This window comes from Cupriavidus sp. MEYA8, assembly GCF_059278825.1.
In genome coordinates this window covers 793,170-807,427 of sequence record NZ_CM181221.1, presented here as the reverse complement: position 1 = coordinate 807,427, position 14,258 = coordinate 793,170, and the positions used below count along the sequence as shown (strand labels likewise).

At 64.4% G+C, this 14,258-nt stretch carries 10 protein-coding genes and 1 other RNA gene; 7 read left to right on the top strand and 4 right to left on the bottom strand.

The genetic code is table 11. The features are described 5' to 3' along the window. Nucleotides 1-121: 121 nt before the first annotated feature. Both AC5WJ1_RS03710 and gyrA read right to left on the bottom strand, forming a co-directional pair. Nucleotides 122-685, bottom strand: coding sequence for a DUF2059 domain-containing protein (locus tag AC5WJ1_RS03710; RefSeq protein ID WP_029045717.1), 564 nt, complete (start codon nucleotides 683-685; stop codon nucleotides 122-124). Between the two features lie 113 nt (nucleotides 686-798). Further along, the gene (gene gyrA, locus AC5WJ1_RS03705; protein ID WP_133094003.1) at nucleotides 799-3,450 is read right to left on the bottom strand and encodes a DNA gyrase subunit A; all 2,652 of its coding nucleotides are present in this window, start codon (nucleotides 3,448-3,450) and stop codon (nucleotides 799-801) included. 433 nt (nucleotides 3,451-3,883) lie between these two features. Between gyrA and ompA the strand changes: the two genes are divergently transcribed. The 6 genes from ompA to AC5WJ1_RS03675 all read left to right on the top strand — a co-directional run bounded on the left by ompA (nucleotide 3,884) and on the right by AC5WJ1_RS03675 (nucleotide 8,542). Further along, the gene (gene ompA, locus AC5WJ1_RS03700) at nucleotides 3,884-4,537 is read left to right on the top strand and encodes an outer membrane protein OmpA (RefSeq protein ID WP_029045719.1); all 654 of its coding nucleotides are present in this window, start codon (nucleotides 3,884-3,886) and stop codon (nucleotides 4,535-4,537) included. 110 nt (nucleotides 4,538-4,647) lie between these two features. Next, entirely contained in the window at nucleotides 4,648-5,394 is a 747-nt protein-coding gene (gene ubiG, locus AC5WJ1_RS03695; RefSeq protein WP_133094002.1) for a bifunctional 2-polyprenyl-6-hydroxyphenol methylase/3-demethylubiquinol 3-O-methyltransferase UbiG, read from the top strand. Next, complete coding sequence (gph, locus tag AC5WJ1_RS03690; RefSeq protein WP_133094001.1) at nucleotides 5,391-6,065, top strand: phosphoglycolate phosphatase; 675 nt, start codon at nucleotides 5,391-5,393, stop codon at nucleotides 6,063-6,065. The genes ubiG and gph overlap by 4 nt, the downstream gene beginning before the upstream one ends. Nucleotides 6,066-6,153: 88 nt before the next feature. Beyond that, nucleotides 6,154-6,512, top strand: a transfer-messenger RNA (tmRNA) gene (gene ssrA / locus AC5WJ1_RS03685). A 334-nt stretch (nucleotides 6,513-6,846) separates the two neighbouring features. Continuing rightward, nucleotides 6,847-7,248 (top strand): hypothetical protein, encoded by a 402-nt coding sequence (locus AC5WJ1_RS03680; protein ID WP_133094000.1) that lies wholly within the window; start codon nucleotides 6,847-6,849, stop codon nucleotides 7,246-7,248. A 382-nt stretch (nucleotides 7,249-7,630) separates the two neighbouring features. Further along, nucleotides 7,631-8,542: a fimbrial protein gene (locus AC5WJ1_RS03675; RefSeq protein ID WP_240745931.1), complete on the top strand. Its 912-nt coding sequence runs from the start codon at nucleotides 7,631-7,633 to the stop codon at nucleotides 8,540-8,542. Between the two features lie 27 nt (nucleotides 8,543-8,569). Here the strand turns inward: AC5WJ1_RS03675 and AC5WJ1_RS03670 are convergent, their stop codons facing one another. Both AC5WJ1_RS03670 and AC5WJ1_RS03665 read right to left on the bottom strand, forming a co-directional pair. Further along, nucleotides 8,570-9,076: a cyanophycin metabolism-associated DUF1854 family protein gene (locus AC5WJ1_RS03670; RefSeq protein ID WP_255519763.1), complete on the bottom strand. Its 507-nt coding sequence runs from the start codon at nucleotides 9,074-9,076 to the stop codon at nucleotides 8,570-8,572. Continuing rightward, entirely contained in the window at nucleotides 9,066-11,363 is a 2,298-nt protein-coding gene (locus AC5WJ1_RS03665; RefSeq protein WP_135704772.1) for a cyanophycin metabolism-associated ABC transporter, read from the bottom strand. Before AC5WJ1_RS03665 ends, AC5WJ1_RS03670 begins: the two co-directional genes overlap by 11 nt. A 254-nt stretch (nucleotides 11,364-11,617) precedes the next feature. Between AC5WJ1_RS03665 and cphA the strand changes: the two genes are divergently transcribed. Beyond that, a complete protein-coding gene (cphA, locus tag AC5WJ1_RS03660; protein WP_195428283.1) occupies nucleotides 11,618-14,254 on the top strand; it encodes a cyanophycin synthetase in 2,637 nt (878 codons plus the stop codon). Nucleotides 14,255-14,258: the final 4 nt, after the last annotated feature.

The window sequence follows — 14,258 nt, the reverse complement described above, 5'->3', positions numbered from 1 at the left end:
AACCCGTGCCCGGTTGGGCGCCCGGGGTTGGACCCCGGTGCAGCGCCGGCCCGCGCGAGGCGGCCTTAGCGACACATTACGGCGCATTGCGGCGCAATGCCTCAGGCCCCTGCGGCGAAGATCACTTCGACGCGGCGGTGATTTCCTTCTCGGCCGCGTCGCGCATCGACTTGCCGACCTGCGGGCCGTACTTCTGCATCATCGAGCCCCAGATCTCCTGGGTCGCCTTGCCCTGGTTGGCCATGAACTTCTGGCCGGTCGGCGACTTCAGGAACGTGGTCAGATCCTTCAGTTCCTGCGTGGAGTAGTACTTGCCGAAGGCGTCGTAGTGGGCCTGGATGGCGTCCTTGCGGAAACCGTCGGTGTTGAATGCCGTGCCGGCGCCGTCAACCATGCGCTGGACCGCGCCGTTCTTCTTCAGCTTTTCAACCGCGGCCTGCTTCTGCTTGTCGCTCAGGGTCTTGTTCTCGACCAGAACCTGCTCCAGCACCAGCGGGGCTTCCTGCTTGGCGCCTTGTTGCCAGTTTTCTGCCTGGCCCTTGACGGCCTGGTCAGCCTGCATGACGGAAAGCAGTTCCTTGATGGCTGCCGTCTTTTCCGCGTCCTGTGCATGGGCATGCTGCGCCACCATGAAGGTCGGAACGAAAGCGGCCAGAACAGCGATACGTCGATAGGTTTTGAGCATTGTGACTCCCTGGTAAATACGTCCGTTTTAGTCCGGACAGCCGCAAGTCGAGTTCCGGCTGACGTCCTGTTGTTGCAACAATTTACGTTTTAACGCGCGATGGGGCCAATTGGTTACGAATTGGCGTCGGCATCGGCGTTACCGCCCGCCTCTTCCGTCTCTTCCGGGCCGGCGCCATTGTCGGCGTCGCTCTCGACGATGCGCTGCAGGCCGGACAGCTTGGTACCCTCGTCGACGTTGATCAGCGTGACGCCCTGCGTGGCCCGGCCCATTTCACGGATTTCACCGACGCGGGTACGGATCAGCACACCGCCGGTGGTGATCAGCATGATTTCGTCTTCCGGCGAAACCAGCGCCGCCGCCACGACGCGGCCGTTGCGCTCGCTGGTCTGGATCGCGATCATGCCCTTGGTGCCGCGGCCGTGTCGAGTGTACTCGGCGATCGGCGTGCGCTTGCCGTAACCGTTCTCGGTCGCGGTCAGAACGCTGCCACGTCCGCCCGCCTCCGCTTCCTCGGCGGATTCGGCGGGCGCAACCAGCATGGCGATCACGGCCTGGCCGTCCTCCAGGTTCATGCCGCGCACGCCTCGTGCCTGGCGGCCCATGGGGCGCACGTCGTTTTCGTCGAAACGCACCGCCTTGCCGGCATCCGAGAACAGCATCACGTCATGCTGGCCGTCGGTCACGGCAGCACCGATCAGGTAGTCGCCCTCGTCCAGGTCGACGGCAATGATGCCGGCCTTGCGCGGGTTGGAGAACTCGGTCAGCGCGGTCTTCTTGACCGTGCCGCGTGCGGTGGTCATGAAGATAAAGTGCTCGGCGTCGAACTGGCGCACCGGCAGGATCACGTTGATCTTTTCGCCGTCAGACAGCGGGAACATGTTGACGATCGGACGCCCGCGCGAGTTGCGGGAACCCTGCGGCACTTCATAGACCTTCAGCCAGTACAGCCGGCCGCGGTTCGAGAAGCACAGGATGTAGTCGTGGGTATTGGCCACGAACAGGGTGTCGATCCAGTCGTCTTCCTTGGTTGCCGTCGCCTGCTTGCCGCGCCCGCCGCGCTTCTGCGCGCGATACTCGGAGATCGGCTGGCTCTTCATATAGCCGCTGTGCGACAGGGTGACCACCATGTCCTGCGGCGTGATCAGGTCCTCGGTGTCCAGCTCGGTCGCGTTCAGTTCGATCTGCGAACGGCGGTCATCGCCGAACTCGGCGCGGATAGCGGTGAGTTCATCGGTGATGATTGCAGTAATGCGCTCGGGACGGGCCAGGATATCCAGCAGATCGGCGATTTCCGCCATGATGTCGCGGTATTCCTGGACGATCTTGTCCTGCTCCAGCCCGGTGAGGCGTTGCAGGCGCATTTGCAGGATTTCCTGCGCCTGGCCGTCTGACAGCTTGTAGAGGCCGTCGGCCTGCATGCCGAACACCGCCGGCAGGCCGTCCGGCCGGTACGATGCGCGCCCCCCGGGGGTCTCGCTCTCGGCACGTGCAAGCATCTCGCGCACCAGGCCGGAATCCCAGGCCTTGGACATCAGCTCCTGCTTGGCGATCGGCGGCGTGGGCGCGGCCTTGATGATGGCGATGAACTCGTCGATATTCGCCAGCGCCACGGCCAGGCCTTCCAGCACATGGCCGCGTTCGCGCGCCTTGCGCAGCTCGAACACGGTGCGGCGGGTCACGACCTCGCGGCGGTGCGCGAGGAAGTACTCCAGCATCTGCTTCAGGTTCAGCAGGCGCGGCTGGCGGTCGACCAGCGCCACCATGTTCATGCCGAAGGTGTCCTGCAGCTGGGTGTTCTTGTACAGGTTGTTAAGAACGACCTCGGGGACCTCGTTGCGCTTGAGCTCGATCACCACGCGCATGCCCGACTTGTCCGACTCGTCGCGGATATCCGAGATGCCCTCGATCTTCTTTTCCGTAACCAGCTCGGCGATGCGCTCAAGCAAGGTGCGCTTGTTCACCTGGTAGGGCAGCTCGTCGACGATGATCGCCTGGCGCTGGCCCCGGTCGATATCCTCGAAGTGCGTCTTGGCGCGCATGACCACGCGGCCGCGGCCGGTGCGATAACCTTCGCGCACACCCTGGATGCCATAAATAATGCCGGCGGTCGGAAAATCCGGAGCCGGAATCAATTCAATCAGTTCATCCACCGTCGCCTGCGGATTGCGCAGCAGATGCAGGCAGCCGTCGACGATTTCATTCAGGTTATGCGGGGGGATATTGGTGGCCATACCCACTGCAATACCCGAGGAACCATTGATTAGCAGATTGGGAATACGGGCCGGGAGAATAGAAGGCTCTTTTTCGGAGCCGTCATAGTTGCTGTCGAAATCGACGGTTTCCTTGTCGATGTCATGCAGCATCTCGTGGGCGATTTTCGACAGGCGGATTTCGGTATAACGCATGGCCGCGGCGTTATCGCCATCGACCGAACCGAAATTGCCCTGCCCGTCCACCAGCATGTAGCGCAGGGAGAAGTCCTGCGCCATGCGGACAATGGTGTCGTATACAGCAGTGTCACCGTGCGGGTGATACTTACCAATCACATCCCCGACAATACGGGCCGACTTCTTGTACGGACGGTTCCAGTCGTTGTTGAGCTCGTGCATCGCAAACAGCACGCGCCGGTGCACCGGTTTCAGGCCGTCCCGCACATCGGGAAGCGCGCGCCCGACGATCACGCTCATGGCGTAGTCGAGATAGGAGCGGCGCATTTCCTCTTCGAGGGAGACCGGAAGGGTTTCTTTTGCGAATGGATCCATTGCGGCGTGGTTTATGCGGCAGGTTTAAGCGAATGACAGGCCCTTTTGCACGTGGCGCCGGCAGGCGCCTGACGGCTGGGCAACGTGCCATTCTAACATGCCGGCATCCCCGACTTACCGCCCCCGGACAGCCTCGCCGGAGCCAGCCGGCGGCCTTGCCCGAATCCCGGAAACCCTGATGCCACAAGGCTTTGCGGGCGACACAAGACCTATGTTGCACAAACACCACAGGCCCAAAACCCATGGGGCGAATCGAATATATTTACTTCTTAGGAAACGACCCTTGTGGCACAATTCCCCAGCGAAGAGCCAGACATTGTTCGAAGTGGAGCATACACCACATCGAGAATGTTATACTCCGAAGAATGTATGACTTGTTTTCGTCCATTTGCTCGCAGTAACCCTGCGGTGATCTCATCCTGAGAGGAGAAATATGAAAAAATTTGCCAAGCTCGCGCTCGTTGCAGCTACCGCAGTAATGGCTGCATCCGCTCAAGCCCAGTCCGTCCCCTACGAAAAGAAGGCAGTGAACGATAACTGGGGCAACGGTACGAGCGAGTACGTGTGGAAGAATGGCACGAACGAGCTCTGCTGGCGCGACAGCTCCTGGACTCCGGCCACCGCCAATGCCCTGTGCGACGGCGCGCTGGCTCCCGCAGCACCGGCACCGGCACCGGCCCCGGTGGCTCCGCCGGTCGTGTCGAGCGAGAAGGTCACTTTCGCTGCTGACACCCTGTTCGACTTCGACAAGGCTGTCCTGAAGCCGGAAGGCAAGGCCAAGCTGGACGACCTGGTCTCGAAGCTGCAAGGCATCACCCTGGAAGTCATCATCGCCGTTGGCCACACCGACTCGTTCGGCTCGGACAAGTACAACGATCGCCTGTCGATCCGCCGTGCTGAATCGGTCAAGGCTTACCTGGTGAGCAAGGGCGTTGAAGCCAACCGCGTCTACACCGAAGGCAAGGGCAAGCGCCAGCTGAAGGTCGACCCGAAGTCGTGCAAGGGCAACCGCAAGGCCCAGATCGCCTGCCAGCAGCCGAACCGCCGCGTGGAAGTCGAAGTGGTCGGCACCCGCAGCGCACGTTAATCGGATCCTTTCCGATCAAGAAAGCCCAGCGCAAGCTGGGCTTTTTTTTTGATACAGTTGCCCACACACCTCCTCCGCCGGCGTGGGCAGTTGCCGCCGGCCCGCATACGATGACGTTGCCCTCCCAGACCCTGTCCACCCATCCCGATCCGCTGCGCCGGAACGCCGACCCCAAGGAAATCGACAAGTTCAGCGAGCTCGCCCACCGCTGGTGGGATCCCGAGAGCGAGTTCAAGCCGCTGCATGAACTCAATCCGCTGCGCCTGGGCTGGATCGACGGCATTGCCGGACTGGCGGGCAAGCGCGTGGTCGACGTGGGCTGCGGCGGCGGCATCCTGTCCGAGAGCATGGCGCGCCTCGGTGCGACCGTGCGCGGCATCGATCTCTCCGGCAAGGCGCTCAAGGTCGCGGACCTGCACAGCCTGGAGTCCGGCGTTGCCGTCACCTACGAGGAAATCGCGGCGGAAGCGCTGGCGGCGCGCGAGCCGGGCAGCGTGGAGGTCGTGACGTGCATGGAGATGCTCGAGCACGTACCGGATCCGGCCTCGATCGTGCAAGCCTGCGCGACGCTGGTAAAGCCGGGCGGCTACGTTTTCTTCTCGACCATCAACCGCAACCTGAAGGCCTACCTGCTGGCCATCGTGGGCGCCGAGTACGTGCTGAACATGCTGCCGCGCGGCACGCACGATTATGAAAAATTCATCACCCCGTCGGAACTGGCGCGCTTCGCCCGCAACGCAGGGCTTGACCTGATCGAGATGCGCGGCATGACCTACAACCCGCTGTCGCAGGTCTATGCGCTCGGCCGCGACACGGATGTGAATTACATGATGGCGTTCCGCCGGGTGTCGGCATGAGCGGGGGCATCGCAGGCGTCTTCTTCGACCTCGACGGCACGCTGGCGGACACGGCGCCCGACCTGGCCGCCGCCGCCAACCGGCTGGTCGTCGAGCGCGGCCGCCCGCCGGTGGCGTATGAGAAGCTTCGGCCCGTCGCCTCGCATGGCGCGCGCGGCCTGCTCGGCGCGGCGTTCGGGCTGGTGCCCGACGATGCCGACTTTCCGGCGTTGCGGGATATCTTTCTCGACTATTACGAAGCCGACATCGCCGTGCACACGCGCCTGTTCGACGGCATGCCGCAAGTGCTGTCGGCGCTCGAAGCAGCGGGCATCCCCTGGGGCATCGTCACCAACAAGATTGCGCGTTTCACGGTGCCGCTGGTCGCCGCCATCGGGCTGGCGCCGCGCGCCAGCGCAGTGGTCAGCGGCGACACCACGGCCCACGCCAAGCCCCACCCCGCCCCGCTGCTGCACGCCGCCGCGAGTGCCGGTGTCGACCCACGCCGCTGCGTGTACGTCGGCGACGACCTGCGCGACATCCAGGCGGGCAAGGCCGCCGGCATGATGACGGTCACGGCCGCCTATGGCTACTGCGGCGACGGCGAGCCGCCGGAGGCATGGGGCGCCGACCACCTGGTGCGCCATCCGGCCGAGCTGATCCCGCTGCTGGTCCCCGTCGCGGTCGGCTAGCGGCGTGGCGGCCAGCGCACAGCTGGTGGCCATGGAACTCCCCGAGACACTTTCCATCCAACCGGGTACAATCCAGCTTCTTCTCACTGGGGCCGACCTGGTTTCGACGTGGGTTACAAAGCAGTGGAGGGCATACCGAGGACCCGTCACCTCGTTAATCAATGGGAATGCAATAACTGCTAACGACGAACGTTACGCACTGGCAGCCTAAGGGCCGCCGTCCTCGCACTGGCTCGCTGACGGGCTAGGGTCGCAAGACCACGCGAGGTCATTTACGTCAGATAAGCTCCGGAAGTGTCACGGGTCCGGGGACGAAAATTTAGTGACTCGCCGTCGTAGAGCGTGTTCGTCCGCGATGCGCCGGTTAAATCAAATGACAGAACTAAGTATGTAGAACTCTCTGTGGAGGGCTTGCGGACGCGGGTTCGATTCCCGCCGGCTCCACCAGTCAACACTTCGGAGACCTCCATCTCCGAAGCCCGGGAAACCCGTGATGACCAGCGTCTTCACGGGTTTTTTGTTTCCGGCGCACGCGGCGCGGCATGATCGGTTTCCGAGGTGACAACCGGGCGATCAGCCATTCCCATGACTGCGCGATACTACGAGACCAGCCCGGTGGCATCGAGCGGACTCGCAAATATCGTCGCAACGTTCTCGATGAACTACCATTAGCGTTCGCCGAACCGGGAAAGGCGACCGCCGCGCATTGGCGGCGGCACAGCGTTTCCTCGGGCATCCGGACGATTACAATACCCCGCCGAAGTCCTCCACATCTCTCCCCATGTCCGACTATCCCCGCTATACCATCAACCGCGCCATGGTCGCGCTGGTTCCGGAACAGCCGTTCCTGGACTGGATCCAGGCGGTCGATCCACAGCCGGTTGCCGGTCTCACGCTAGAGCAGGTGCGCGAGGACCAGAGCGTGTTCCTGCTGCCCGAAGAACTCGCGGATACGCACGCCAACGCGGTCCACTGGGTCGAGAAGCGCTGGCAGGAGTTCTTCGAATTCATGCTGGGCGAATGGTTCGACGATTCGCTATGGCCCGAGACCCTGACGCTGGAGATGTTCCGGGAGTGGTTCAGCGTACGCTACCACTCCATGGTCTTCGACATGGCGCCAGATGCGCCGATGATGCACGATGATTGGGACGAGGACGACGACTCGTCGGAGATGTTGCATTAGTCCTGCCCGCGCAGGGCACGGGTATTGCATCAACGGGCCGCCGTGGCCCGTTTTTCGTGTCCGCAAGCTGCTGAGCAGCGGTGACATTGTCAGCCTGGGCGCCGCAACTGCCGAAATTTTCCTAACGCATTCGGAATTTTCCGGTCATGGGCACAGAGCGGTACGACTAAAGTTGGCTCGTCCTTCAACCGCAAGGCAGCGCCGACTGCAGCGAACCCGAACTTCGCGCGGTCACAGCCGGCCTCCGCTACTGCCGACACCTATGCACATAGCCCTACCCATCGCCGCTCGCCTGCTCCGTGCGCTCAAACGCGGGCTAATGCTCGCCGCCTGCCTGGCAGCCCCGAGCCTCGCTCATGCCGACTGCACTGCCACGCCTGCCATGCCCTACCTCCAGACCATGAACAACATGGCGGTAGCGGTTAACCTGCCGGTGGGGAGCACCATTCCCGGCACGACGCGCTACTACACATTCACCGGCGCCTGTACCGAGAAACCGCCTGCCGTGGTAGCCGGCGCGCCCATCATCTCCTGCTACTACGGATCAGGCAGTGAAGTCATGCCTGGCGTCTATTCGACCGGTGTGGCCGGCATCGGCATCCGCTTGCGCAACGCCGCAGGGCAGCCGATGACCAATGCGAAAGGCATCAACTGCGATACGCGGACGGCCAACCTTGGCAGCCTGAATAACGACTTGACCTATTCCGTATCGGTATCGGTTGAGTTCGTCAAGACGGGCCCAATCGCAGGCGGCGATCTTGACCCAACCCAGACACGCTTTGGCTTCGGCGTGTACCAAGGCTCGCTTTCAGGCGCGCTCGGTGGCGGCTACGTCAACTACATCGGCTTTTCGGGCAATGCCTCGCCACGTGAGATTGCCTGCACAGTCAACTACCCCGCCGTGGTGACGTTGCCCAATGTCAGCGCCCGCACGCTGGCCACACAAGGCGCCGCCGGTAATACACCCTTCTCGATCCAACTGACCTGCAGCGGGGCTGCCATCGTCGGCCTGACACTGGACGGCGGGGGGAGCACGCCGGTGCAGTCGGCACCCAATGGCATCCTCGGCATCGCTGGCGCCGGCACGGGCGGCGTGGCCAGCAACGTGGGCGTGCAGATCGTCGACGCCATCGGCAGCGCGCCCGTGCCGCTGCAAGTACGGAATGCCATGGGCAACGTTGCCGCCAACGTGCCTTCCACCTACCGCTTCGGTGCGCGCTATGTCTCGCTGGGGGGCGCGCCATCGCCTGGCAGCGTGTCGAGCGCCATGATATTTACGCTCGACTACCAGTAAACGAAACGCTGCGTCGCCAGCCTGCCGTCAAAGGAACCGGTCCAGCAGCTTGCGGCTGTGCTTGTCCAGCGCCATCAGGTCACGGATCAGGTAATGAATGCCGTGGCTGTCGGACACCATCAGCGTGTTGCCTGACAGGCGACGGATCGCTTCTTCCCCGCGCAGCACGAGAGAGGTACGCCCGCGATCAGTCTGCACGGTCCATACGCTCGGCGTGGCAAAGGTCGACACCTCAACGATGCGCTCGATCTCCGGCATGAACTCGCGCGATGCGAGTTCTTCTTCGATCATCCTGCGCTCGTTGGCGGGAAGGGCCTCAAGCCGCGGAATCCACACCACCTCGTGCCCATCGGCGCTCATCATGCCGATGCCGCCTTGCGGCGCGGAGATCGGAAAGGCCCGCACCGGCACCACCCCTTCATAGATCGTGCCGTCGCCATGGTTCAGCGTCAGGCGGCCAAACGGATTGCGCGACAGCGTGAAGGCCGCGCTGGCTGCGGCATTGGTGTCCGCCCAGGTCATATCAGTGGGCATTGGCCACCTCCGGCAGTTCGGTCACGGCTTCGCGCTCGTCGTCATCCTCGGTATCGACGTTACGCGCCTGCGCCTGGTACAGCTTGAAGTAAGCGCCCTCGCGCAACAGCAGTTCGTCGTGGCTGCCGACTTCGACGATCTTGCCGCGGTCCATCACCACCAGGCGGTCGGCCTTGCGCAGCGTCGACAGGCGGTGCGCGATGGCGATGGTGGTGCGGCCTTGCACCAGGTTGTCGAGCGCCTTCTGGATTTCCTTCTCGGTCTGCGTGTCCACCGATGACGTCGCCTCGTCCATGATCAGGATGCGCGGGTTGATCAGCAGCGCACGCGCGATCGAGATGCGCTGGCGTTCGCCACCCGACAGCGCCTGGCCGCGCTCCCCTACCAGCGAGTCGTAGCCGTGCGGCAGGCGCAGGATGAACTCGTGCGCATGCGCGGCGCGCGCGGCAGCGATGATCTCCTCGCGCGTGGCATCCGGCTTGCCGTAGGCAATGTTGTCGGCGATGGTGCCGAAGAACAGGAACGGCTCCTGCAACACCAGGCCGATATGGCGGCGGTACTCGGACACCGGCAGCGAGCGGATGTCGACGCCGTCGACACGGATCGCCCCCTCGGAAACATCGTAGAAGCGACAGATCAGGTTGACCAGCGTGCTCTTGCCCGAGCCGCTGTGCCCGACCAGCCCGATCATCTCGCCCGGTGCGATCGACAGGTCCAGCCCGCGGATCACCGCCCGGTTGCCGTAGCGGAAGCCCAGGTCGCGCATGTCGATGGCGCCTTCGACCTTGTCGAGCTTGGTCGGACGCACCGGCTCCGGCACGCTCGAGACGTGGTCGAGGATGTCGAAGATCCGCTTGGCCCCCGCCGCGGCCTTCTGCGTCACCGAAACGATGCGGCTCATCGAATCGAGGCGCGTATAGAAGCGGCTGATATAGGTCAGGAAGGCAACCAGCACGCCCACGGTGATGGCGCTGTGCGATACCTGCCAGATGCCGAACACCCATACGATCAGCAGCCCGATCTCGGTCAGCAGGGTCACGGTCGGCGTGAACAGCGACCATACCGCGTTGACGCGGTCGTTGATGGCCAGGTTGTGCTTGTTGGCCTCGCGGAAGCGCGTCACTTCGCGCTTTTCCTGCGCGAAGGCCTTGACCACCCGGATACCGGGGATGGTGTCGGCCAGCACGTTGGTGATCTCCGACCAGATACGGTCGATCTTCTCGAAGCCGTGCCGCAGGCGGTCACGCACCAGGTGGATCATCCAGGCGATGAACGGCAGCGGCACCAGCGTCACCAGTGCCAGCCACGGGTTGATCGAGACCAGGATCACGGCCGTCATCACGATCATCAGCACGTCGGTGGCGAAGTCCAGCAGGTGCAGGGACAGGAACACGCAGATGCGGTCGCTTTCCGAGCCGATGCGCGCCATCAGGTCGCCGGTGCGCTTGCCACCGAAATATTCCAGCGACAGCTTAAGCAGATGTTCGTAGGTCGTTGTGCGCAGATCCGCACCGATGCGCTCCGACACGCGTGCCAGCAGATAGGTACGCGCCCATCCCAGGCTCCATGCCACCAGCGCGGCGCCAAGCAGGCCCCCCAGGTACATGCGCACGCGGTCGTAATCGATCGGTACCCCGTTCTGGTACGGAATCAGCACCTTGTCCATCAGCGGCATGGTCAGGTACGGCGGTACCAGCGTGGCGCCGGTGGACAGCACCGTCAGCAGGAAACCGGCCAGCAGCTGCCAGCGGTAGGGCCGGGCAAAGCGCCACAGGCGCAGTAGCGCCCAGGTCGACGGTGGCGTTTCCAGCTCGCGGTTGCACTGCGGGCACTCCTCTTCATCCGGGGGCAGCGGCGCCTTGCAGGTCGGGCACGCGACTTCGCCAGGCTCGCCAATTTCGGTAGCGGAGGTGGCATCGCGGCGCATCTCGAACTGGTCGGCCAGCCGCAGCGCGGCAGGATTGTAACCAAGCGTATATCGCCAGCTGGCCAGCCGACCCTTTGGGCCGGCCAGTTCGAGGGTGCCGACCCCCGCATGATCGGTATGGGAAAGGCGCAGTTCGGGCGAGATGTTCCATTCCCGCACATTTTTTTCACCTGGCGGGCGGGCAACGATGCGCTGGTCCGTCACAACCAGCCACCCTTGGGTAAAATGCAGCCTCGCGTCGAGGTCCAGCACCAGTCCGGCCAGGACGTTTTCGCCGGGACGGAGCCACGTTCCGGATTCGGCACGCCACGGCTCGTCGGCGGGGAAGGTGTTGAGGGCAGGCAGGGAGGACTGGGTCATGGATGGCGCAGCATGCAGCGTCCAGGGGAAAAGGACATAACTTGAAACAAATTTAGGCCGGGCGCCCACTGGCTGCCCGTGAATTCGCCCGCAGTATACATAACGACGTAAATAACAGCGAACCCGCGGGTTGCCCTGATGCACTGCACAAACACTTTTAATCGAAGAAAGTCAACCTGTACTAAGCTGTAACGTTATTGAAAGGTTAGGCTTCCATTTCTCGGGCGTTCCGCCCACTGCCTCAAGCAAATTCAATGAAAAAGAAGGACATTGAGATTTTCGATGTCATGTCGCTGCGCGGCCCGAATATGTGGACATATCGGCCCGTGCTGGAGGCATGGGTCGATATCGGGGAACTGGAGGACTTTCCCTCCAACACGATTCCGGGGTTCTACGAGCGCCTGTCGGCATGGCTGCCCTCGCTGATCGAGCATCGCTGCAGCATCGGCGAGCGCGGCGGCTTCCTGCAGCGCCTGAAGGAAGGCACCTGGCCCGGCCATATCCTGGAACACGTGACGCTTGAGCTGCAGAACCTGGCGGGCATGCCCGGCGGCTTCGGCAAGGCGCGCGAGACTCCGGTGCGCGGCGTGTATAAGGTGATCGTCCGTGCCTGGCACGAAGAAGTCACCCGCGCCGCCCTGTTCAGCGCGCGCGACCTGGTCATGGCCGCGATCGAGGACCGTCCCTTCGACGTCCCCGCCGCCGTGGACAACCTGCGCCGCCTGGTCGACGAGCACTGCCTCGGCCCCAGCACCGCATGCATCGTCGATGCCGCCGACGACCGGGACATCCCCGCCATCCGCCTGTCGGACGGCAACCTGGTCCAGCTGGGCTATGGCGCGCGCCAGCGCCGCATCTGGACGGCCGAGACCGACCGCACCAGCGCCATCGGCGAAAGCATCTCGCGCGACAAGGACCTGACCAAGAGCCTGCTGGAGTCGTGCGGCGTGCCGGTGCCGGAAGGCCGCATGGTCGACTCGCCGCAGGACGCCTGGGACGCCGCCGAAGACATCGGCGTGCCGGTGGTGGTGAAGCCCTACGACGGCAACCACGGCCGCGGCGTCTTTACCAACCTGGTCACCCGCGAGGAAGTCGAGACTGCCTACGCCGTGGCGCTGGGCGAAGGCAGCGGCGTCATCGTCGAGCGCTTCATCCCCGGCAACGAACACCGCCTGCTGGTGGTGGGCGGCCGCATGGTTGCCGCCGCGATGGGCGAGACCGCCTGCGTGGTCGGCGACGGCAAGTCCACCATCGACGAGCTGATCGAGCTGCAGATCAATTCCGATCCGCGGCGCGGCAGCACCGAAGATCACCCGCTGAACCGCGTGCGCCTGGATGCCGCCGCGCGGCTGGAGCTCAAGCGCCAGGGCATGGATGGCAGCTCGGTGCCGGCGGAAGGCCGCACCGTGCTGATCCAGCGCAACGGCAACGTCGCCTTCGACGTGACCGACCGCGTCCACCCGAGCGTGGCCGCGCATGCATCGCTGGCCGCGCGTGTGGTCGGACTGGACATCGCCGGCGTGGACCTGGTGGCCGAGGACATCTCGCGCCCGCTGGCCGAACAGCGCGGCGCCATCGTCGAGGTCAACGCCGGTCCGGGCCTGCTGATGCACATCAAGCCGGCCGAAGGCACGCCGCGTCCGGTTGGCCGCGCCATCGTCAACCACCTGTTCCCCGAGTCCGAGCAGGACGACTGCGGGCGCATCCCGGTGGTCGGCGTGACCGGCACCAACGGCAAGACCGTGGTGGCGCGCCTGGTCGCGCGCCTGCTGCAGCTGTCGGGCAAGCAAACCGGCCTGGCCAGCAGCGACGGCCTGTTCCTGGACCGCCGCCTGGTGCAGGGCGGCGACCGCGCCAACTGGGACGCCGGCCACCGCATCCTGATGAACCGCGCGGTCGAGGCCGCCGTGTTCGAGAACGACAGCGGCAGCATCCTGTCCGAAGGCCTGGTCTATGACCGCTGCCAGGTCGGCGTGGTCACCAACTTCGACCAGCCCGACCACCTCGGCGACTACTACGTCGAGGACGAGGACCGCATGTACAACGTGCTGCGCACGCAGGTCGACGTGGTGCTCAAGGATGGCGCCGCGGTGCTGAATGCGCGCGACGAGCGGCTGGTCGAGATGGCCGAGCTGTGCGACGGCGACGTGATCTTCTTCGGCCTGACGCCCGAGCTGCCCGCGATCATGTCGCATCGCGCCGCAGGCAAGCGCGCGGTGTATGTGCGCGAAGGCAAGATCGTGCTGGCCGTCGGCAGCAAGGAAACGCCGCTGGTCGACGTGGCCGCGGTGCCGCTGACCTACGCCGGCCGCGTGGCGTTCCAGGTCGAGAACGTGCTGGCGGCCGTCGCCGCGGGCTGGGCGCTGGGCATCTCCAACGACCTGATCCGCGCCGGCGTGGTGACGTTCGACGTCGGCCAGGTCGACGTGCCTGGCCGTTTCACGCTGTTCGAGCGCAACGGCGCCACCGTGGTCGTCGACGACGCCCACAACGCGCCCGCGCTGGAAGCGCTGGCGGCCGCGCTGGACCGCTTCCCGTCCGAACGCCGCATGGTCGTCTACGGCGCCGGCGTGCAGCGCCGCGATGAAGACCTGGTGCGCCAGGGCAAGGTGCTGGGCCAGCATTTCGACCGCGTCTTCCTGTGCGAAGACCGCAGCGTCAAGCGCGACCTGCCCGATGCCGAGGCGCGCGCGCTGCTCAAGCAAGGGCTGTACGAAGGCCGCCGCGTGACCAAGATCATCGACGAAGGCGCACGTGCCAATGCCATCGAGACCGCGCTCGGCCAGCTGGTGCCGGGCGACCTGCTGGTGCTGCAGTGCGACGAGGCCGCCACCGCGGCCACCGTCGACCTGGTGCACCACTGGATGGGCCAGCCTGCGCGCCGCGCCTGACGCG

Excerpts from the sequence above, each read along its gene's own strand:
- AC5WJ1_RS03710 (WP_029045717.1), bottom strand. The coding sequence starts at position 685 with ATGCTCAAAACCTATCGACGTATCGCTGTTCTGGCCGCTTTCGTTCCG.
- gyrA (WP_133094003.1), bottom strand. The coding sequence starts at position 3,450 with ATGGATCCATTCGCAAAAGAAACCCTTCCGGTCTCCCTCGAAGAGGAA.
- ompA (WP_029045719.1), top strand. The coding sequence starts at position 3,884 with ATGAAAAAATTTGCCAAGCTCGCGCTCGTTGCAGCTACCGCAGTAATG.
- ubiG (WP_133094002.1), top strand. The coding sequence starts at position 4,648 with ATGACGTTGCCCTCCCAGACCCTGTCCACCCATCCCGATCCGCTGCGC.
- gph (WP_133094001.1), top strand. The coding sequence starts at position 5,391 with ATGAGCGGGGGCATCGCAGGCGTCTTCTTCGACCTCGACGGCACGCTG.
- AC5WJ1_RS03680 (WP_133094000.1), top strand. The coding sequence starts at position 6,847 with ATGTCCGACTATCCCCGCTATACCATCAACCGCGCCATGGTCGCGCTG.
- AC5WJ1_RS03675 (WP_240745931.1), top strand. The coding sequence starts at position 7,631 with ATGCCCTACCTCCAGACCATGAACAACATGGCGGTAGCGGTTAACCTG.
- AC5WJ1_RS03670 (WP_255519763.1), bottom strand. The coding sequence starts at position 9,076 with ATGCCCACTGATATGACCTGGGCGGACACCAATGCCGCAGCCAGCGCG.
- AC5WJ1_RS03665 (WP_135704772.1), bottom strand. The coding sequence starts at position 11,363 with ATGACCCAGTCCTCCCTGCCTGCCCTCAACACCTTCCCCGCCGACGAG.
- cphA (WP_195428283.1), top strand. The coding sequence starts at position 11,618 with ATGAAAAAGAAGGACATTGAGATTTTCGATGTCATGTCGCTGCGCGGC.